19 protein-coding genes are annotated in these 19,918 nt (G+C 47.7%); 9 read left to right on the forward strand and 10 right to left on the reverse strand.

Annotated features, from left to right (window positions below; translation table 11 throughout):
• Positions 1-34 precede the first annotated feature (34 nt).
• Positions 35-1,933, reverse strand: a complete 1,899-nt coding sequence (gene recQ, locus ACWXW9_RS11525) for a DNA helicase RecQ (protein WP_494929507.1) — start codon at positions 1,931-1,933, stop codon at positions 35-37.
• A gap of 245 nt (positions 1,934-2,178) precedes the next feature.
• On the opposite strand from recQ, the gene ACWXW9_RS11530 reads away from it, so the two are divergent.
• Positions 2,179-3,225 carry an RluA family pseudouridine synthase gene (locus ACWXW9_RS11530; RefSeq protein WP_494929508.1) on the forward strand — a complete coding sequence of 349 codons (1,047 nt, stop codon included), beginning with the start codon at positions 2,179-2,181 and terminating at the stop codon, positions 3,223-3,225.
• An 87-nt stretch (positions 3,226-3,312) separates the two neighbouring features.
• Here ACWXW9_RS11530 and ACWXW9_RS11535 read toward each other — a convergent pair whose 3' ends face one another.
• Both ACWXW9_RS11535 and ACWXW9_RS11540 read right to left on the reverse strand, forming a co-directional pair.
• Entirely contained in the window at positions 3,313-4,161 is an 849-nt protein-coding gene (locus tag ACWXW9_RS11535; RefSeq protein WP_494929509.1) for a hypothetical protein, read from the reverse strand.
• Positions 4,162-4,355: 194 nt separating this feature from the next.
• Entirely contained in the window at positions 4,356-5,132 is a 777-nt protein-coding gene (locus ACWXW9_RS11540; protein WP_494929510.1) for a helix-turn-helix domain-containing protein, read from the reverse strand.
• Between the two features lie 216 nt (positions 5,133-5,348).
• Here ACWXW9_RS11540 and ACWXW9_RS11545 point away from each other — a divergent pair, with 216 nt between their 5' ends.
• The 3 genes from ACWXW9_RS11545 (at position 5,349) to ACWXW9_RS11555 (ending at position 10,393) form a co-directional block, all read left to right on the forward strand.
• Positions 5,349-7,679, forward strand: a complete 2,331-nt coding sequence (locus ACWXW9_RS11545; protein WP_494929511.1) for an FAD-dependent oxidoreductase — start codon at positions 5,349-5,351, stop codon at positions 7,677-7,679.
• Between the two features lie 217 nt (positions 7,680-7,896).
• On the forward strand, positions 7,897-8,703 hold the full coding sequence (gene speD, locus ACWXW9_RS11550; RefSeq protein ID WP_149094592.1) for an adenosylmethionine decarboxylase: 807 nt from the start codon (positions 7,897-7,899) through the stop codon (positions 8,701-8,703).
• Positions 8,704-8,974: 271 nt separating this feature from the next.
• Positions 8,975-10,393, forward strand: coding sequence for an NAD-dependent malic enzyme (locus ACWXW9_RS11555; RefSeq protein WP_134910625.1), 1,419 nt, complete (start codon positions 8,975-8,977; stop codon positions 10,391-10,393).
• 109 nt (positions 10,394-10,502) lie between these two features.
• Here the strand turns inward: ACWXW9_RS11555 and ACWXW9_RS11560 are convergent, their stop codons facing one another.
• Together ACWXW9_RS11560 and ACWXW9_RS11565 are read right to left on the reverse strand one after the other, a co-directional pair.
• Positions 10,503-11,183 (reverse strand): protein kinase family protein, encoded by a 681-nt coding sequence (locus ACWXW9_RS11560; protein WP_494929512.1) that lies wholly within the window; start codon positions 11,181-11,183, stop codon positions 10,503-10,505.
• Between the two features lie 92 nt (positions 11,184-11,275).
• On the reverse strand, positions 11,276-12,052 hold the full coding sequence (locus ACWXW9_RS11565; protein WP_494929513.1) for an HAD family hydrolase: 777 nt from the start codon (positions 12,050-12,052) through the stop codon (positions 11,276-11,278).
• A gap of 416 nt (positions 12,053-12,468) precedes the next feature.
• Here ACWXW9_RS11565 and ACWXW9_RS11570 point away from each other — a divergent pair, with 416 nt between their 5' ends.
• The 3 genes from ACWXW9_RS11570 to ACWXW9_RS11580 all read left to right on the forward strand — a co-directional run bounded on the left by ACWXW9_RS11570 (position 12,469) and on the right by ACWXW9_RS11580 (position 14,649).
• A complete protein-coding gene (locus ACWXW9_RS11570; RefSeq protein WP_494929514.1) occupies positions 12,469-13,326 on the forward strand; it encodes a hypothetical protein in 858 nt (285 codons plus the stop codon).
• A 112-nt stretch (positions 13,327-13,438) separates the two neighbouring features.
• A complete protein-coding gene (locus tag ACWXW9_RS11575; RefSeq protein WP_134910629.1) occupies positions 13,439-14,194 on the forward strand; it encodes a threonine/serine exporter family protein in 756 nt (251 codons plus the stop codon).
• Positions 14,195-14,214: 20 nt separating this feature from the next.
• Positions 14,215-14,649: a threonine/serine exporter family protein gene (locus tag ACWXW9_RS11580; RefSeq protein ID WP_494929515.1), complete on the forward strand. Its 435-nt coding sequence runs from the start codon at positions 14,215-14,217 to the stop codon at positions 14,647-14,649.
• 132 nt (positions 14,650-14,781) lie between these two features.
• Here the strand turns inward: ACWXW9_RS11580 and ACWXW9_RS11585 are convergent, their stop codons facing one another.
• Positions 14,782-15,303 carry a GNAT family N-acetyltransferase gene (locus ACWXW9_RS11585; RefSeq protein WP_494929659.1) on the reverse strand — a complete coding sequence of 174 codons (522 nt, stop codon included), beginning with the start codon at positions 15,301-15,303 and terminating at the stop codon, positions 14,782-14,784.
• A 211-nt stretch (positions 15,304-15,514) separates the two neighbouring features.
• On the opposite strand from ACWXW9_RS11585, the gene ACWXW9_RS11590 reads away from it, so the two are divergent.
• Both ACWXW9_RS11590 and ACWXW9_RS11595 read left to right on the forward strand, forming a co-directional pair.
• Positions 15,515-16,243, forward strand: a complete 729-nt coding sequence (locus tag ACWXW9_RS11590; protein WP_494929516.1) for an MBL fold metallo-hydrolase — start codon at positions 15,515-15,517, stop codon at positions 16,241-16,243.
• Between the two features lie 72 nt (positions 16,244-16,315).
• On the forward strand, positions 16,316-17,404 hold the full coding sequence (locus tag ACWXW9_RS11595; RefSeq protein ID WP_494929517.1) for a M24 family metallopeptidase: 1,089 nt from the start codon (positions 16,316-16,318) through the stop codon (positions 17,402-17,404).
• Positions 17,405-17,521: 117 nt separating this feature from the next.
• Here the strand turns inward: ACWXW9_RS11595 and ACWXW9_RS11600 are convergent, their stop codons facing one another.
• The 4 genes from ACWXW9_RS11600 to ACWXW9_RS11615 all read right to left on the reverse strand — a co-directional run bounded on the left by ACWXW9_RS11600 (position 17,522) and on the right by ACWXW9_RS11615 (position 19,750).
• Positions 17,522-18,481, reverse strand: coding sequence for a sigma-70 family RNA polymerase sigma factor (locus ACWXW9_RS11600; RefSeq protein ID WP_494929518.1), 960 nt, complete (start codon positions 18,479-18,481; stop codon positions 17,522-17,524).
• Positions 18,482-18,585: 104 nt separating this feature from the next.
• A complete protein-coding gene (locus ACWXW9_RS11605) occupies positions 18,586-18,918 on the reverse strand; it encodes a hypothetical protein (RefSeq protein ID WP_494929519.1) in 333 nt (110 codons plus the stop codon).
• A gap of 17 nt (positions 18,919-18,935) precedes the next feature.
• A complete protein-coding gene (locus ACWXW9_RS11610) occupies positions 18,936-19,253 on the reverse strand; it encodes a hypothetical protein (RefSeq protein WP_494929520.1) in 318 nt (105 codons plus the stop codon).
• A 32-nt stretch (positions 19,254-19,285) separates the two neighbouring features.
• A complete protein-coding gene (locus ACWXW9_RS11615) occupies positions 19,286-19,750 on the reverse strand; it encodes a DUF8551 domain-containing protein (RefSeq protein WP_494929521.1) in 465 nt (154 codons plus the stop codon).
• Positions 19,751-19,918 lie beyond the last annotated feature (168 nt).

Here is a 19,918-nt window from a genome sequence, read left to right on the forward strand (position 1 = left end):
TGTGGATTTTTGCAAAATCCTCCTTTTAGTATAGCTATTCAAAATCCTCGTACACATCGTCCACATAAATCTCCTCTTCACTCACCGTTCCTCCGGCATTCCCCTGATTTTGAAAAAAATCAAGGAACAGCTTGCCGTACTTGCGGAACTTCACTTCGCCGACACCCTTGATCCGCAGCATGTCCGCCTCAGATTGCGGGTTCGCTACACTCATCTCACGCAGCGTAGCATCGTTAAAAATGATATAGGACGGCACATGCTCCTGCGCGGCCAAATCGCGGCGAATCAGGCGCAGTTGCTCGAACACCGTTTCGTTGACTGCCGCCGGGTACGCATCGCGTCCCTGTCGTCCACGTGAGCCTGTCCCACCTGCAAAAGCTGTGGCATGTCGCACCACACGCTGCATGACTTCGCGCTGACCTTTCAGCACTTCAGCCGCAGGCTGCTGCAAACGGACAACCGGATATTGTCCCTCAGACAGCAGCAGATAACCTTCCGATACAAGGACGTTAATAATTTCAGAAATTTCTTTTTCCGTCCGATTGCCCATTACACCATAGGTTGGCAGGCTGTCAAAGCCATACTGTAGCACTTTTTTGTTACGCGAGCCTTTCAATACCGAGGCTACCATCGAAACACCAAAACGTTCCCGCATGCGATGAATACACGAAAAAATCTTTTGCGCATCAATGGTCATGTCTACCAGTTCCCGTTCATCCGTACATGAGCTGCATGTGCCGCAAGCTTCATGCTCCTCTGCCTCACCAAAATACTCAAGCTGCGCCGTACGCAAGCAGCGAGTCGTGTAGCAATAATCAACCATCTGCTGGAGCTTGCGGTAGTCGTTGCGCTTGCGGTCCTCATCCTGCGGATTTTGCTCGATCAGGAATTTCTGGGTCACAATATCCTGCGGTCCGAACAGCAAAATACATTGACTCGGATCGCCGTCACGTCCTGCGCGTCCCGCCTCTTGCACGTAAGCCTCCATATTTTTAGGCATATTGTAGTGAATGACGTAGCGCACGTTCGATTTGTCGATCCCCATGCCGAAGGCGTTAGTCGCTACAATGACACGAATATCATCGTACAGGAACCCCTCCTGGCTGTCTGCCCGTTCCTGATCGGTCATCCCGGCATGATAACGCCCAGCCGCCATTCCCGCATCCCGCAGCCGTTGGTACAGGTCGTCCACGTCCTTGCGTGTTGCTGCATAAATAATGCCCGATTCGCCGTCATGCTCACGCGCATAATTCAGCAGAAAGCTGCGCTTGTCCTCCCCACGCAGCACACTGAACGCCAAATTTGGCCGTCCCAGGCCCGTGACGAATGTCTCCGGCTCACGCAGGCGAAGCAGCCGCACGATGTCGTCCATGACCTGCGGTGTCGCCGTTGCTGTAAATGCCGCTACAATCGGGCGCTCGTACAGCCCATCCACGAACGGAGCCACCGCCAGATAACTGGTACGGAAATCATGTCCCCACTGGGATACACAGTGCGCCTCATCGACCGCAACGCAGGAAATCGGCAACTGCGCCATCTCATCGCGAAACCAGTCCAGCTCCAGCCGCTCCGGTGCAACATATAGCAGCTTCAAATCGCCATTCCGTGCGGCACGTATGCGGTCGTTCACTTCCCGGCCACTCAGCGTACTATTAATATAGGCAGCCGCAATCCCCATCGTGGTCAGCGCATCCACCTGATCCTTCATCAGCGAGATCAGCGGTGATACAACAATCGTCAGCCCATCATGCAGTAGCGCAGGAATCTGGTAGCATATGGATTTCCCGCCGCCTGTCGGCATAATGCCCAGCGTATCGTTGCCCTCCAGCATACTGGCGACAATTTTCTTCTGGCCTTCCCGGAAATCAGGGTAGCCATAAAATTTTTGCAGTAGATCCTGCGCCCGTTCCAATGTTGGTGCTTGTACACTCATAGTTTCAAAACCCCTCATATTTCTGGCGTCCTCGACGCATATCGGCTTATCTTTCGTTACCTTTAGTTTACCGGGGTTCAGGGCAATGTTCAACCGCTGGAAGTCCATAGGTATAATGTATAATGAAATTCTTATCGAACCCTTCTACCATGGCGTTCGCTGTTTTCTCATGATATAGTGAACACGGTGCCGCAAGTTTGTCCATTACTATGATGAGACACGGTACCAAGAAGGAGAAAGAACCCATGAACAATCGTAAACCCAATCGAAAAAATCATACAAAATCCACGCCAAACACAGGCAACGCCAAGCGCAGCCACAAACCCGCCGGAAAATCCGGCTCACATAGACCCGAAGCACGGGGCAAAACGGGGGTTTTTGATAAAAATGCTGCCCGAGAGCAGGGTAAACCGGAAAAAAACGTTGCAAAAACATATATTGTACAGGAGCCTGCCGAGCTGTTGAATTTTTTGGTAGAGCATGTGTCTGGCATGGGCCGTAATTCCATTAAATCAGCGCTGGCTCGTGGACAGGTGTCCGTGAACGGCATTCCTCGTACCGTGTTCAATTTTCCGCTGGAGCAAGGTCAGACAGTGGTACTCTCCAAGGAAAAGATCACTCCCGTGGTGCCGCTGACCGGGCTGCGTATTTTGCATGAGGATGAGGCCATTATTGTCATTCACAAGGATGCCGGGCTGCTGTCCGTCGCCTCTGCGCAGGAACAGGAAGTAACGGCATACCGTCAGCTTACGGCACATGTGCGACGTGAACATCCATACAATCGTATTTTTGTGCTGCATCGTCTGGATCGTGATACATCTGGAGTCATGATGTTTGCGAAAAGCGAAGCCATACAGCAGGAAATGCAACAAGCGTGGAAGGAAGTTGTGTATGAACGAACGTACATCGCTCTTGTAGAAGGACAGGTTAAAAAAGCTGCGGGCACCATCACCTCATGGCTGAAGGAAAGCAAGACGCTGAAAATGTACTCCAGCCCATATCCGAATGACGGACAGCACGCCGTTACTCATTACAAGCTGCTACAGGCCAATCGGCATTTTTCCTTGCTGGAAGTACGTTTAGAAACCGGACGCAAGAATCAGATCCGCGTTCATATGGAGGATATCGGCCATCCGATTGTCGGAGATAAAAAATACGGCTCCAAAGCCAAATCTATCGGCCGCCTCGGCCTGCATGCTCGGGTACTATCGTTTATTCATCCCGTCACTGGAGTATTGCTGCGGTTTGAATCTGACATTCCTAAAACCTTTTTAAATCCGTTTCGAGAGTAGACTTACGTAAAACAAGCAGGAATAATTGGAGTGGAAAAATCTACGGGGAATCAGGGGGCTGTATGATACAGCTCCCTTTTTTATTCATTAAGCGGTATGCTTTCGGACACCATTGGCCGTTTTCATCAGCTCGTCCCAAATGGAAATGGGTGTATTGCAAACAGGACAATTCAGCCAACCGTTTAAGTAGGGTAAATGCGCTAAAAGGTTGTTTTCCTCAATTTTTTGGGCATATTGGTATAGCCACTGTAGATTCGAGCCTTTATGGTCCAATGAGCCGGATTGGATCGAATAGGGAACCAGACTGTTTGAATTTACCGGATCTTTATCGTAAGCCACCAGAACATCACTATGCTCAACAGGCCAAATATAGAGCGGGGTTCCGCAATGCGGACAATCCAGCGTATATTCATCCCCAGTATCAAAGCTTTGAAGCATAAAAGCTACGCACCGATAACCCTGAAAGGCAGCAGCCGCAGCCAAAACATATCGTTTGCCGACATTTCCTTCGTGATCCTTGGCATACAACACCATTTCCTCGGTCAATTCGGTAAGCCGAACAATGGCTTGCTGGTATTGTTCATATATATACTCAGCCAGACCTACATCCAGTTCTACCTGATCCCTTGCAAATTCCAACGGAACTTTTGAATGTAAGGGATTTACATTTTTCGCTTCAAATATTCCGCAAATGTTATAAATATCTGCTCGAATCCTTATATCAGAACTGCTTAACGCAATATCTACGAGGTACGGTACAGCCGCAAAGGTACATGTATATAACGTATTTTGGTGATATAGTTCCTCCCAATACAAGGTGTCAGCTATTTCGCCGTCATATCCGGCTTGGAGCTGCTTCAACATTTCCGGGACGTATTGAGAGGAACCATAGGGGCCTTGGAGCAAAGCCCAGGCCGGATCGGACAAAGCCAGCATCTTGAAACTCCTTTCACCGTTTTACTTTCAGTGTAACATGGGATGGTATTGTGAAATCCTTTTTGCTATCAAATTCATTTTAACTTCATAATTCTCAGCTTCTTACGTTTATTTTATTATACGCTTGGTTTTAGCTGAAGTTTCTATTTTCATTTTATGCAATGCCCAAAGTCACTATCCTTGCAAGTCTATAATCATATTCGGTTAAGCTTGCGGTATTGTGAAGGTGATATGTGTCTTCTGGCAGAAAAAACCCGACTAAAATAAAATCCGTTCAGGTATCCACATTTTTCCGCAATATCATCCAGCGTATATTCTGTCTCCAGCAATAAAGTCTGGGCCTTCTCCAGACGCAGTGAGGTCACATACCGGATGGGTGTCAAGCCCACCGCCGCTTGAAAGCGCCTCGTGAATTGCGCCGAACTTAACCCCAAACAAGCAGCCGTTTCTTTGATGGACAATGGCTCACATGCATGCTCCTGAAAATAGTGAAGCGCACGTTGGATCAACGGGTCATTCACCCGATTCGTACGTTCCTCCATGTCCCCTCTGCTGGCTCTGCTCCAAAACAGAAAAAGCAAATCCTCCAGCAGATGATTTTTCCATGTTCGGGCATGGCTGCTATCATCCAGCGCGTTCGCACATAAATAACGGCAACTCGATAGAAAGCGATCCTCATCTTCTTTATCCAAAACAGCATGGATTGATGCGCCAATGCTACTCGCTTCAGGGAGTGAAAAACGAAAAAAGTGGAAGCTCAGCGGCGTTAAGATTTTACGGTGGAATACCTCTTCGGGCGGACAAAGAATCAAGGACCCGGCATTCGCCTCCCCACAGTGTTCCTTGATAGTATAAGCAAACTTTCCTTCTTCAATTACATAGGCAATCCAATACGCGTCAGTATCAAACGCCAACTGAAAAGATTCTTTCCGCTTCCAATATACATGCTGATGAATGTGTACCCCAAACACGGGCGTTCACCACCTTCATTTTCCATGTCCTGCTGACTATGAGCAAAATATCCACAAAGCGTGCTACATGATCCGCCTAGTCACATTATAAATCCTGTTACTAAAGATTAGCTGAACATGAAATTAAGTATATGTGCATGATGTTTCCGTGCATGTCAAAACGAAGCTCACTCGGGTAATATGATCTCAATCGATCATAAAGGAGCGTGAGACTGCATGAGACAGGAAACCTTTAGCGCCGATATTACCGTAGCAGGCGGGGGATTGGCCGGTGTCTGTGCGGCTGTTGCGGCGGCTCGTCTGGGCCAGACGGTGGCGCTGGTACAAAATCGTCCGGTGCTGGGAGGAAACTCCAGCAGCGAGGTGCGGGTATGGGTATGCGGAGCCACGAAGCACGGGGTAAACCGATACGCCCGCGAAAGCGGCATTATGGGCGAGCTATTCACGGAGAATCAGTATCGCAACCCTGACGGGAATCCTTATCTGTGGGATGCGGTTGTCCTTGATCTTGTTCGTGCTGAACCGAACATTACCTTGTTCCTCAACACGGATATTTATGATGTAGAATCGGAGGAACTCGTATTCGCAACCAACGAATCTAAGGAAAGCGAGTCTAAGGAAAAAGGACAGCAGCGTATGATTCGGGCAGTGACCGGATGGATGACAGGCTCGGAACGGCGTATCCGCTTTGAGAGCAGCATGTTCCTTGATTGTACGGGAGACGGGCTGGTCGGATTCCTGGCAGGTGCCAAATATCGGCTGGGGCGCGAGTCGCAGCAAGAATTCGGAGAATCACTGGCTCCTGAAACGGCAGATATGACGTTACTCGGCAGTACGATTTTATTTTATACACGTGATACCGGGCATTCCGTCAAATACGCACCTCCTTCCTTTGCCAAGGACATCCGCCAAACACCGATTCCCAAAAGCCGAATCCTTCGCAGCGGAGATTCCGGCTGCCACTACTGGTGGATTGAATGGGGCGGTGAACTGGACACGGTACATGATAATGAACGGATACGTGACGAGCTGTGGTCGGTTATCTACGGGATCTGGGATTATATTAAAAATTCAGGCGAGTTCGATGCAGATACAATGACACTGGAATGGGTCGGGACGATTCCGGGCAAAAGGGAATATCGACGGTTTATCGGTGATTACACGGTTCATCAGCGCGATATCGAGGAGCAGACCCTGTTCCCGGACCGGGTTGGCTTTGGTGGCTGGTCCATCGATTTGCATCCACCGCAGGGCATGTATGATCCGGGAAGCGGGGCAAACCATTTGCAGCCTGACGGCGTGTACCACATCCCGTTTCGCTCCCTGTATTCCGCGAATGTGAGTAATTTATTATTTGCGGGCAGAAATGTTAGCGCCACGCATGTCGCCTTCGGTACGCTACGCGTTATGGCAACCTGCGCGGTGATAGCCGAAGCGGCCGGAACAGGCGCTGCGCTATGCGTAGCACGCGAAATGACTCCCCGCGAGCTTTGCGAGCAGCATTTGTCGCTGCTGCAACAGACATTGCTGCGGCAGGATGCCTCCCTGCTCGGCGTGACGAATCAGGACACGCGGGATATAAGCCGAAGCGCTACGGTAACAGCGTCCAGCAGCCTTAAAGCATTACGTGTGGACTCGCCCGATGAACGCGTACCGTTACGACAAGCCGCAGGGCTGCTGTTCCCTGTTCACAGCAGGGTGGAAACAGTGTTCCTGCTGGTGGATGTGAAGCAGGATACGCTCATCCGGTTTGAACTGTGGGACACGGGCAAACCGCAAAACTATGTCCCCGCTTCGCTCCAAGCCTCCTGTGAAACTGCGGTTTCCGCAGGTGATCAGCAGTGGGTTGAGGCCCGTCTGCCTTGGGCACCTGACCAGGTAGCGAATGCCTTCTTGATCGTGAGAGCGAATGAACATGTATCGCTATACATGTCCCATCAACCGCTCAGCGGCGTGCTTTCTTTTATACAGGATCAGGCTATCTGCTCCAGCTCGGGACTGCACGGATATGTGCGAGCCAGCGCGGTGCTGGAATGGACAATGCGATCCGGTGCCACGTCTATGGTGCGCAAATGCTTTTGCTTTCGCATTATAGAGGAAACGAATAGTTACGCTCCCGCTAATATTATAAACGGGCATGTACGACCATATGGTGGGCCAAACATGTGGGTATCCGATCCGTTGCTTGCCGGACAGGAAGCATGGATTGAGCTGCGGCTGCCGCAAAAAACGATTGTTCGGGAGATTCATTGTACCTTTAATGATGACGTTAACGAGGATTTGATCAATCTTCACCATCATCGGACCCCTTTTGAAGTCATCCCCGAATTGGTACGTCATTATCGAATCGAGGCATTTACAGATGGAAGCTGGGTAACCCTCCACACAGAACGGAATAATCGAAAGCGAAAAAGGATTCATGTAATCAGGAACCCCGTTGCTACAGATCAGCTTCGTCTGGTTGTGGAGGCCACTCACGGTTGCCCACGGGCTGAAATCGTAGAAATTCGTCTATATGAGCAGAACTTGAGTGTATATGAACGTTGATTCTCTCTTATCCCCTGGCCTGTTTTCAATCCGCTCAAACGGGTAAAACATACTTATTCGGACCTTAAAAATTCAGGCCGTTGCTCCCCCCATATCATACCTGTGCAATACACTGTAAATGCTATAGCTACAGAATGGAGTATTACGAAATCGGTATATGAAAAGACGTGATGGGAACATTATGTATGAATACTGCGACTACAAGGGGAAATAGCCCATGACCATGACACCGGAACAGCGAATTACCCTGCACGGGTTTAACAATCTGACCAAATCGTTAAGTTTCAACATGTACGATATTTGTTATACCAAAACAAGGGAAGAACGCGAGGCCTATATCGAATATATTGACGAACAATACAACGCGGATCGACTGACTGCCATTTTAAAAAATGTATCTGACATCATTGAAGCTCATGTGCTCAACGTAGCCCAGCAGGACTATGTTCCTCAAGGAGCCAGTGTGACCATGCTTATATCGGAAGGCCCTATCGTGGAGGTGCCTACAGAGTCTTACGATGAATCACCCGGTCCTCTGCCCGATTCTGTCGTTATGCAGTTGGATAAAAGCCATATCACTGTCCACACCTACCCGGAATATCATCCCGACGAGGGAATCAGCACGTTCCGAGCCGATATTGACGTCTCTACCTGTGGAGAAATCTCTCCACTCAAGGCACTCCGTTATTTGATCCATTCCTTTGACACAGATATTATGACGATTGATTATCGGGTACGCGGCTTTACTCGTGATACGAATGGGCACAAGCTGTTTATTGACCATGACATCGCCTCCATTCAAAATTATATTCCTGACGAAGTGCGCAGCCAGTATGACATGATAGACGTGAACGTATATCAGGAAAACATTTTCCACACCAAATGCAAGCTGAAACAATTCGATCTGGACAATTATCTATTCGGCTATACGAAGGAAAGTCTGGGCGAGAACGAGCAGCAAAACATAACCGCCCGGCTTAAGATAGAAATGGACGAAATCTATTACGGCAAAAATATGACATAGTGGGATGAAGGCAGTAGAATGGACTACAGGTTATCTATAAGAAAAGGACAATAGCTTTGGAGCTGACATGGAGCCGGGCTTTTGTCCTTTTTTTGATGCAAAATGGGAGATTGATTCAGCTTTATCTGTACAAGTGAGAGATTGTTCACTATGATAGGGAAAGAATCCACTAGTTGAAATATTAGATTGCACCTCTTAGGCACGCTTTCGATTGTAAGCGCAATCAATTGATTCCACTTATTTTCTTATGGAACACAAAGGAGGAATTTGCATGCAAGGCGGTATTGGCGGTAAAAACATCATTTTACGACTGGAAATTTCCACCGAGCACATCCAATTTGGTCAATTGATTACGCTGGTCAACGAACATGGTGGGGATGTTATTGCGATTGACGTCATTCGAACCTCTGAAAAGGTCACCGTGCGGGATATTACAGTGACCATTGCTGACCCGGCCGAAATCGACCGAATGATTGCCCGGATTAAAAAAGCACAAGGCGTAAAGGTGCTGTCCATTTCTGACCGGACCTTTCTGCTGCATCTCGGGGGTAAAATTGAAATGCAGCCCAAGGTTCCGATACAGAATCGCGACGACTTGTCCCGGGTGTACACTCCAGATGTAGCACGCGTGTGCATGGCGATTCATGAGGAGCCGGACAAAGCCTTCCGTTTGACAATCAAACGGAACACCGTTGCTGTCGTCTCGGACGGGAGCGCTGTCCTCGGCTTGGGCAATATCGGCCCCTACGCGGCTATGCCAGTCATGGAAGGTAAAGCCATGCTGTTCAAGCAGCTCGGGTCCGTTGATGCTTTTCCGATTTGTCTGGACACGCAGGACACCGAGGAAATTATCAAGGCGATCAAGCAAATCGCTCCAGCTTTCGGCGGTATTAATCTGGAGGATATTTCATCACCTCGCTGCTTTGAGATTGAGCAACGGCTGCGTCAGGAGCTGGATATTCCTGTTTTTCATGATGATCAGCATGGCACCGCTGTTGTCTTGTACGCAGGGCTGATCAATGCACTCAAGGTCGTCGGCAAAGCGCTGTCTGATGTCAAAATCGTCGTCTGCGGTATCGGAGCTGCGGGTGTAGCCTGCACTAAAATTTTGCTGTCTGCGGGTGCAGTTAACATCATTGGTGTAGATCGCCACGGGGCCATTACAGCCGATGAAACGTACGATCATCCGGTGTGGAACTGGTATGCACAGCATACCAATCCCGAGCGGCTGTCAGGCACGCTGTCCGAGGTTCTGAAAGGCGCTGACGTGTTTATCGGTCTATCGGCTGGCGGGCTGCTTCAACGGGAAGACGTAAAACACATGAACGAGGCTCCGGTGGTGTTCACCATGGCTAACCCGGTTCCCGAAATTGCCCCCGAGGATATCGAAGACATTGCAGGCGTCATTGCCACTGGACGTTCAGACTACCCTAACCAGATCAACAACGTGCTTTGCTTTCCCGGCATATTCCGCGCGGCACTCGACTGTCGCGCCCGTGAAATTAACGAAGAGATGAAGCTGGCGGCAGCAGAAGCCATTGCGAGCACCATCCGTCCCGAAGAATTAAATAAGCTGTATATTATCCCCGGCGTATTTAACGAGAATGCCGTTCAGCGGGTGCGTGAAAAAGTTATTCGGGCTGCGATTGAGAGCGGAACCGCCAGAAGAGTACCTCGCGATTTCAGGTAAAAGAGAATCTGCTTATTCCGTAAGACATGTCTGGTAACGTGCCAAAAAGGATTGCTCCCCTAATACGGGTGCAATCCTTTTTTTATAAGAAGATGAAGATTTTCTGCGGCTATGACTTCCATTTGGAAAATAACTGGCTGACGCGTTGGGCGAACTCCTCCAGATTAAAGCTGGAGTTGTCCAGCTTGTAGTACCATTTTTTAATCGTCTCCAGAATCCATGACGGAACTTTAACCTCCGAAATACTTGAGTAAAACGTATGATACGCCCACACCAGATGCTCCCAGCGCTTGTCATCGCCCTCCTTCACGTACTCGGATACGTCCAATACCTTGGCGCGTCCATCTTGCATCAGTACGTTCTTGAGGTGAATATCACGGGGATTCAGCCCCTTGGAACGGACAAACTCCCTCGCCTCCTCTACGTCCTGGATCACTTGCTCCGGCACGGGAATGCCTTGCAGCAGACAATCCAGCAACGTAATACCTGATTCATAGCTAATGACGATATACTTATCGCCTTTCCCGTAATAATGAGGAAAAAAATCGGACCCCCGCAACCGCTCGTATACGTCGGCCTCCACATCTTTCTTCTCGATCGCCATGTCTGAGTACACCTTGAACGCGTAGCCGGGCAACGTATCGAGCATAAATACGGCCGCATCCGTCCCGATGCCAATACAACGGACGTCTTGGGAGACTGTTTTAATCGTAACCGGATCATTATCCTCGGTACTGTAAACAGTCACTTGACTTATGATTTCGTCTGCCTGCCTCCATTGTTCAACCATGTGCGATCCCTTCCTTCTCTGTTCTGAACCATTTGAATGAAGTTAGACATATGTCGGATAAGTTGTACTACGAGCCGTCTTCAGGAATGGATTCAGGATGGTGTATGACCCGCTTGGGTAAATATGGTATGTGCCGTGCTTGATACGTCTGGCAGCAGTAATTTTTTCAACTCTGAATAGCTTGCCACTGTTTCATAGGCTCCCGCTACCTCAGACTCCGGGGCAGCCTTCCTGTGATTGAACCAAATGACCCGCCAGTTGGCCGCTACAGCTCCCGCCACGTCATTGCGCCAGGAATCCCCGATATAGCAGCAATGCTCTGCCATAGTCCCTGTCCGTTCGTTCACCACTTCGAAAATACGTGGATCAGGCTTGGCATAGCCAACCGTTCCGGATACAAAAATATGCTCTGCCGCAATATGATTTTCCAGAGCCATGGCCCTGATTTTGCTCATCTGGTGATCTTCGAGGCCATTCGTAATCAAGCCAACCAGATATCCTGCCGAGCTCAATTCATCCATTAACGATGTAGCTCCCTCGAAAGGCTCAATCCGGTACTGACGATCCAGGTACTCTTTTTGGATATCCACTGCCTGCTCACGGGTAATATTCACCCCAAATTCCTGTAAAGCCAGGACAAAACGGCCTTCCCTCATATCCTCCAGCTCATCCGGCCCAGCCTTCCCCTCCAATAGTCCTCCTTTTGCCGACAATACATCACTGTAATAACGAATACGATGATAAGCCTCTTCATAAGGAAAATGTTCACTCAATCCTAATACTGTACGCAATGCATCGCGAGTAGGGTGCAAATGATCGTACATTGTATCATCTACATCAAAAAATACGGCCTTCTTGTGCAAGTTCATATACCCACTTCTTTCTGTAAAAATCATTGGATGTCGTCCATCTTCACCTTGTCCTGATATTATACCCGCTGACCCGATGCGTTGCACATTACATCTTACCCCTTCGCCATCCATAGCTCGTATCTATAGTTGACCTGCTATTTGTATCTGTTGTTATATCCACTCCCGCATTCACACTTCACCGTGACAGTCATAAAATGAAAAGACCATCCTTTTCGCAAACTCACTTTACTTCTGTACTTATCTAAAATAGGTATCTCGTCCTGTTTTGTCCGAAAGCGGCTTATTTCATAGCACACAGGTAAAAGGTCACATTTTTGAAAAGATTCAGCATACAGGTTTACATTTCGTGTAAAATCACGTACCTTTTAGGGATGAACGCTTTACGGATGTACTTGGATAAGGAGGCATACACGATGAATTCCGGTTCTAACCCTGCCTACGGATCAGCTACACCTTTGATTGAGGCACTTATAGAATTTGAACAGGAGCTTGAAGCGAACCGGCATTCTCTGGGTTTTGATTTGGGATTGATTATGGAGCATAGCCGCGCGCCACGATATATGGCTACACCGCCGGATGTGATTCCCTTTGCTCACGCGGGCGTGGACGGAATACATTACGGCTTTTTAACGGATTTTGGACTTGAAAAGGATCTTTCGCAGGCCCCCATTGTGTGCATATCCCCTGTTGACTGGACGGGTGTATGGGTGGTTGCCCGCCACTTGCAGGATTTTTTAAGTGTTGTTTATACAGAGAACAGTTCATTAAAGCGCTACTACGCTAGTGGACAGGATTATACAGGACATACAGGACACCGGCCTCCTCAGGCCGTCGATGAGCGCACCGCGTTAGTGCGGGAGTGCTTTCGGGAACGCTTCGGTGTCCAACCGATTCAGGATATGGCTGCCTACATCGACAATTTGCGAATCGAGCGCAAGCAAAACGAAGCTGCCCCTACACTGAACGGCTTGGGCATTCCGCCCTTTTCTTCTTCCGCAAAACAGCGTTCGTCTATTAAGAGTGCTCTTTTAAGCGTGGCAGAGCCCTTTCATTGGGATAAACAAGGTGAAACGGTTCGTGATTTGTTCCGCAACGGTTCGCGTGAAGCGATATTGGCCTTTATCCGGGATGCTCAAACACGCCATCTGTTCACCCATTCTGCCCTTCGTGTTTTTGTAGCAGGACAGCTTAGATCCATGGGCTTGTCTGAGGCGGCAACACATTTGGAAGAGTCCTACTATACAGTTATTCCCGATACGATGGAATCTTGACGGATTACTCCTTATTTCCCAACACAACCGCCTCTGAAAAGGCGGCTTTTTGTGCTACAATATATACAAATAATACGGCCTAACGGCCCGGTACGAATGAGAGAGAGCGAGCATGAATAATCATTCCCATCCTACTCCTGAGATCATCGAGGTATGTCTGCTGGCTGGCAAGCTCATGATGCAAAATGGAGCCGAAACCTATCGCGTCGAAGACACGATGTCCCGCATTGCCTCGGCCTACGGCATACCCCAGTCCCATAGCTATGTGACACCGACCGGGATTTTTTTTGCCATTAACGACGCAGAGCCTGCCAAGCTGATCCGGATTGTGGAGCGGACCACGGATTTGCATAAGGTTGTAGAGGTTAATGCGATTTCACGTAAAATAAGTCTGGGTGGCTTGTCACCCCGCGCAGCGGTTACGGAGCTAACCAAGATTGAACGTGGTCCGCACCGCTATTCCAACGGCGTACAACTGGCAGCCGCGGCATTGGCGAGTGGCTGCTTTATGATTATGTTTGGCGGGGTCTGGCGGGATTTCCCCGCAGCCGTTCTCTGCGGCGGGGCTGGCTTCGCAGCCGTGCAATATTTTCACAGGCTCGTTAAGGTTAAGTTTTTCTCAGAATTTTCGGCATCTTTTTTAATCGGCTTGCTGGCGGCTTTACTGACAGTTGCAGGCTGGGGCCAGATGATGGACAAAATCATTATTGGCTCCGTTATGCCATTGGTGCCAGGCTTATTAATTACAAATGCCATTCGGGATTTAATGGCAGGACACCTCGTTTCGGGCATATCCAAGGGGGCTGACGCTTGCTTGACGTCATTTGGTATTGGAGCCGGTGTTGCGGTTATCATTTCGTATATGTGATTCGGAGGAGATCCAAGTTTATGGTTGCACAATTATTCACAAGCTTTATTGCTACCGCTGCTTTCGGCATTCTTTTTCACGCTCCCCGACGTTCACTGCTGCAATGCGGCTTCGTCGGGATGCTGGGCTGGCTCGTCTATTATTGGACGACAGGCAGCATGGGACCCGTGAGTGCCAGCCTCTTGGCAACGGTTCTGATCGGGATCATCAGCCAGAGCTTGGCCAGACTGTACAAAATGCCCGTTATTATTTTCAGCGTGGCAGGCATGATTCCGCTGGTTCCGGGAGGAATGGCCTACAATGCGATGCGACAGTTTGTACAGCATAATTATCCTCAGGCGCTGGAGCTGGCTATGAGCACACTCATGATCGCAGGTGCCATTGCTGTCGGCTTGGTGCTGTCCGAGGTGCTCAATCAGATTTTTCACAATATACGTTTGAAACCGCAGCGTTAAACGACGGGATAAGCAACATCATTTTTTCACAACATTAAAGGCTGCTTCCAAAAACACGCACAATTGTAGTGCACAGAAGATTTTGGATGCAGCTTTTTTTCATGTTCCACTTTATAAACGATGTTGGTTCGTCTATTTATCCTCAACATCCACTCGTTTACCCAGAATAGCCAAATCCCGCTCTATGCTGTCCAGCACCGCAACACGCGGATAATAACCCCATTGCTCAAAACCGAACTTGCGCAGCAAGGCGATACTCGGCTCATTGTGACCAAATACAAACCCCAACAGCGTCGTAATTCCAAGCCTAGGGCATTCACTCAGTACGTGCTGCACCAGACGACTTCCTGCTCCAGTTCCACGAGAATCTTCATGGACATAAATACTGATTTCTGCCGTACCGTTATAAGCTGGACGTCCGTAAAAAGACTGTAGGCTGGCCCACCCTGCAATCGCCTCTTTGTGTCTCAGAACCCACAAAGGTCGATGGTCTTCTTGATGAGCCTCAAACCATGGGATACGGCTCTCCACTGTCACGGGCTCCAGATCTGCCGTTACCATTCGTCCTGCAATGGTGGAATTATAAATGCCCACAATATCCGGAAGATTCTCCCTGCGCGCAAATTCAATGGAAAAAGATTGGTCCCTATTCACCATTCGTACCCGCCTCCTGTTCTGTTGATTTATTTCATTGTACAAGACAAGCTCCCAAACAGCCATATCGAGTTGTTTTTTGCGGTTCGGATGCAAAGGGTCCTATAATAGAGCTTGAAGAAAATCAAAAGTTTCAAAGATTAGCCGACCCATTTAACAATATGAGACAGGAGGTGTGCTTCGGAGTTCACGGGAATCTGAAGCAGCTTATATGAATATTGGAACTCAAATTTTGATTTTGGAAATACCTATGGAATCTTTCTTTGGAAAAACAACGATTTATCCTGTGCTGCTCAAGGATGAGGACGGGCTTACGCTCATTGACACGGGGATGCTAGGCCAGTTGGAAGGGTTGCGCAAGGCTATTGCAGATGTGGGAGAGGATATCAGCCACCTGAAGCGAATTATTTTAACGCATCAGGACATTGATCATATCGGTAATGTTCATGCACTACTGGACTTGCTACCGAATACCGCTCTATTGGCTCATAAGGATGATATTCCTTATATGACAGGGGATCGGTCGTTTGTGAAGCTGACACCGGAACGAATCAATCAGTTGGATAATACACTCAAACAGCAAGCAGAGGATATGATCCGCCGCTTGCCGGACTTGCGCTTTGCCCATGTCCTCGAAGACGGTGAGCATCTTCCTTATGGTGGAGGAATACAGATTATTCATACACCTGGTCACACACCGGGACATATCAGCTTGTATGTGCCCGCACAAAAGCTGCTTTTGGCGGCGGACGAGCTGCGTGTAGTTGAAGGCAAACTGGTCGGCCCTGCTGAATCGGCTACACCGGATATGCCACTGGCCTTGGAAAGCCTCGGTAAACTGACCGTATTGGATGTCGAGAAGGTGCTGTGCTACCATGGTGGTTTTTATGATCAGAATGTACAGGCACGTCTACAGACATTAAGTCAGGAACGAGACTAAAGTAGTCAAATCTATAAACAAATATGTAATAAGCGTTATAATGAATTCATGAATAGAAAGGGATGAATCTGCATGAATGATAAAATAACCCGGCTATATGATGAATTGAAGTCACAGTCATGGGACGGATTGCTCGTCACCGATCCCAAGCATATCTACTACCTGACTGGCTTTGCCAGTGAGCCGCATGAGCGATTCCTCGGCTTGGTGCTGCTACGGGACGAGGAGCCTGAACTGATCGTGCCTGCACTGGATGCAGAGGCGGCCCACGCTGCTGCTTCCGTGACTCGCATCTCCACCCACACAGATACGGATAATCCATATGATTTGCTGCGCCAGCACACAGATACCGGGGTGAAGGTGTTCGCCTTGGAAAAGGAACACGTCTCTGTACTCCGCTACGAGCAGCTACATACTGCCATTGGTGCGGCTCAATATGTGGATCTCGGTCCCGTGCTTCAGGATATGCGCGTAAGAAAAACACCTGAGGAAGTACGGCGTCTGAAACATGCCGCACAATTGGTAGAGGACGCGCTTCGCCACGGCCTGACCCATGTGCGTGAAGGCGTGACAGAAGTCGAGCTGGTAGCCGAAATTGAATACCAGATGAAGAAAATCGGCGCAGATGGCCCGTCCTTTGACACTACGGTACTATCTGGACCCAAAACAGCGCTGCCTCATGGTGTTCCTGGTACCCGCAAGCTGGAACACGGCGATCTGCTCATGTTTGATATGGGCGTATATTCAGACGGTTACGCCTCAGACATTACGCGTACTTTTGCTTTTGGCAAGCTGTCAGCTGAGCTGGAGACGATTTATCAGACGGTACTCCGCTCAAACGAGGCTGGTATTGCCGCCATTCGTCCGGGTGTATCCTGCGCGTCGGTAGACCAGGCAGCACGTGCAGTTGTAGAAGCTGCCGGGTATGGTCCCGCCTTTAACCATCGGGTTGGACACGGCCTTGGCATGAGCGTTCACGAATATCCGTCTGTGCATGGCGGCAATGAAGACCTGCTTCATGAAGGCTTCGTGTTCACCATAGAACCCGGCATCTACGTGCCAGGCCTCGGTGGTGTGCGGATTGAAGATGACGTTCTGGTCACCTCTGACGGCGTAGAAGTACTGACCTCTTTTCCGAAAGAGCTAACGGTACTGGGATAGGTTTGATATCTTTTTTCGCTTTAAAGCTCATGCTGAAAACTGCATGGGCTTTTTTTACCCTCTTGATTCTAATATCGATCGAGAGCAGTTGTGATTTGCGTTTAACTTTGCTATACTTTATATAGCTAATTTTGCTTTTTTTCGGATATAGTAAAGAACACGTTTTGAATACTTTGAAATATCATAGCCGGATATTTTAAGTACATCTGTAATGTCTGTAACATTCAAGACTTGTTTATGTTCTTTACTCATCTCTACAATTAAGTTAATTTCTTCTCTGTATTTTGATTGAGCTTCAATTTGGATATTCTCAGTATCCTGTTTGTGTTTGTCTATTTTTTTCCTGATGCGTGCTAACGTCCTGCTGATTGTCATGGGGTATACGTGGAGTATTTCAGATATCCGGGAGTTATTAGCTCCTTTCATAATTAAGTGCATCACCGTTTTTTCATGTTCTGTAAACAGAGAACTACATAACAGTTGTTGAACATAAACCTTATTAATCACATGCTCATCTATGTTATTTTGTGAGTTGTCTGTAGCTTCGAAGTTATCTATTGAATCAAAATGTTCCATTGCATCACTGAATTGGGCAACTTCTCTGTAACGTTCTATAGGAACTTGAAGGAGCTTCGCCATTTTTTGCTCACTCGGCCTGTAGCCTAGTGTATCTTCTATCTCTACCATCCTTCGGATCATATCAATAGCTCCTCGACTAAGTCTTACCTCTTGAGAGTTGCTATATAATAACTGATTAACCTCCCATAAAATTGGCCTTACTACATACGTAGTAAATTTAATTCCTCGATGAATATCAAAATCCTTGAGTGCCGTTAGTAATCCTATACATGCATGTTGGTATAAGTCATCTTCAGTAACCTTGAATTTCATTTTTAGCTCTTCTATACTTCCCTTATATCGCATAATAATCGAAAACATAAATTTCCGATTCTCTTGAAGAAATTCCCCAAGAAGGTCTTTGTCCTCTTTACACGCACAGATCAGCTTTATATTATGCATATCCTTCACAGCAGGTTTTCTTAATTGTACATACGTATCACTGAGCAATCCGTTCACCCCGTATTTTCTGGAAATACCAGCATAATGAATTTCCTTCTACATTGATCACGCTCACACTCCAGTAGTCGGTCTACCTTTTTAGAATTTATTTATCTGAATAGTTAATGAGATACGTATGGCCGGAATCCATCCAAGTATAAAAAATTCTTTGAACGCGTTTGGTTAGTTTGCATCGAATCCAACACATATTCGTGCTGGGTAAGGAACTGCTGCTCCATTTCCTGAACCAAAGACGTATATTCATTCATTTGCAATTCGAGCAATTGATTACGGGCCGCAAGTTGTCTATTTTGGGAAATCAGATGATGATTTTTCCTTTTAAGCTCCTTATTCTCTTTGACAACTCTCTGAATTTTGCTAATAATTTGTATAAATTCTACTGAATCAGAATCTTCCCCATCTTGCTGGTACCTGTTGTTGTTCGTATAGTTCATAGCCTTGCCTCCAGAGTTTATTTATAGCGATAGTCTGTAAAATCCTTGAGATGTATTTCAACCCGATTCAGGTTACAGTCAGGTTCTGCTGCCAACGTTTGTTCCAGCTTTTCAAACATAAGCAGTATGCCTTTGCTCACAGGTGGCTTAAATGCGTCTTCGCCTGCGTCGTATCTCGCCCACCACTTCCTCAAGGATTCCATCGTTATGGTCTGATTGATATAATCCCCACAGTGCTTACACCAAAGAACAAGGGATTGATCGCATTCCATCTCTTCAGGAACAAAAGAAGATTCCGCCCCACAATGGGGGCGTTTATTCATATAACCGATCATGTTCTATAACCTCCCTCCCTAGGTGCTGTTCCTTAAACCCGGTCTGGTAGAGAAATAGGATCATAGCTTTGGTTCGTTATACCGTTTAGACGAAGGGTAACCTTCGGGTCTGTCAAAAAATAATAGGATACTTCTATTCTTTTGCGGTCAGCACTCTCCGTGTAAAATTCAAAACGAAATTCCCTCCCGCCCATTACAGGATGAGCTACCTGAAAATAGAGACCTTCACTATAATCTTTGCAATATACATGGTTAACAATTACATTTTCATCAACCACTAAAGACCAATAATCAGCAGGGGTAATAACATCCGCCTTTATTGAAATAGCGAAAAACTCAAGATCATTGGATATCTTAAAGGTATCTAATATCATCCTTTTACCTTCTACAGCTCTTAAGCCATCTATATCAACCCTGCGGCTTGCTATGCAGGGCCTTGTTTTGGTAGGATAGAAAGGTGGGTCTAATCTTCCACCGACTAAATAGCGACTCAACATGTAAACTACCTTCCTTATTAACAATTTTCATTAAATTTTCAGAATCATTCACTTGCAATGCCTCAGTCAGATATGTATACTAATTAATGTATAGTAAGGGGCAGTGCGTAGTGCCTTTCTATTTCCTTTTGGATTTGATTTTGTTCTGATAGTGGTATATCAGAGTGT

The sequence above is a fragment of the Paenibacillus sp. LT-B23 genome (assembly GCF_059417685.1).

Coding starts and splice junctions, on each gene's coding strand:
- recQ (WP_494929507.1), bottom strand. CDS start 1,933: ATGAGTGTACAAGCACCAACATTGGAACGGGCGCAGGATCTACTGCAA.
- ACWXW9_RS11530 (WP_494929508.1), top strand. CDS start 2,179: ATGAACAATCGTAAACCCAATCGAAAAAATCATACAAAATCCACGCCA.
- ACWXW9_RS11535 (WP_494929509.1), bottom strand. CDS start 4,161: ATGCTGGCTTTGTCCGATCCGGCCTGGGCTTTGCTCCAAGGCCCCTAT.
- ACWXW9_RS11545 (WP_494929511.1), top strand. CDS start 5,349: ATGAGACAGGAAACCTTTAGCGCCGATATTACCGTAGCAGGCGGGGGA.
- speD (WP_149094592.1), top strand. CDS start 7,897: ATGACCATGACACCGGAACAGCGAATTACCCTGCACGGGTTTAACAAT.
- ACWXW9_RS11555 (WP_134910625.1), top strand. CDS start 8,975: ATGCAAGGCGGTATTGGCGGTAAAAACATCATTTTACGACTGGAAATT.
- ACWXW9_RS11560 (WP_494929512.1), bottom strand. CDS start 11,183: ATGGTTGAACAATGGAGGCAGGCAGACGAAATCATAAGTCAAGTGACT.
- ACWXW9_RS11565 (WP_494929513.1), bottom strand. CDS start 12,052: ATGAACTTGCACAAGAAGGCCGTATTTTTTGATGTAGATGATACAATG.
- ACWXW9_RS11570 (WP_494929514.1), top strand. CDS start 12,469: ATGAATTCCGGTTCTAACCCTGCCTACGGATCAGCTACACCTTTGATT.
- ACWXW9_RS11575 (WP_134910629.1), top strand. CDS start 13,439: ATGAATAATCATTCCCATCCTACTCCTGAGATCATCGAGGTATGTCTG.
- ACWXW9_RS11580 (WP_494929515.1), top strand. CDS start 14,215: ATGGTTGCACAATTATTCACAAGCTTTATTGCTACCGCTGCTTTCGGC.
- ACWXW9_RS11590 (WP_494929516.1), top strand. CDS start 15,515: ATGAATATTGGAACTCAAATTTTGATTTTGGAAATACCTATGGAATCT.
- ACWXW9_RS11595 (WP_494929517.1), top strand. CDS start 16,316: ATGAATGATAAAATAACCCGGCTATATGATGAATTGAAGTCACAGTCA.
- ACWXW9_RS11605 (WP_494929519.1), bottom strand. CDS start 18,918: ATGAACTATACGAACAACAACAGGTACCAGCAAGATGGGGAAGATTCT.
- ACWXW9_RS11610 (WP_494929520.1), bottom strand. CDS start 19,253: ATGATCGGTTATATGAATAAACGCCCCCATTGTGGGGCGGAATCTTCT.
- ACWXW9_RS11615 (WP_494929521.1), bottom strand. CDS start 19,750: ATGTTGAGTCGCTATTTAGTCGGTGGAAGATTAGACCCACCTTTCTAT.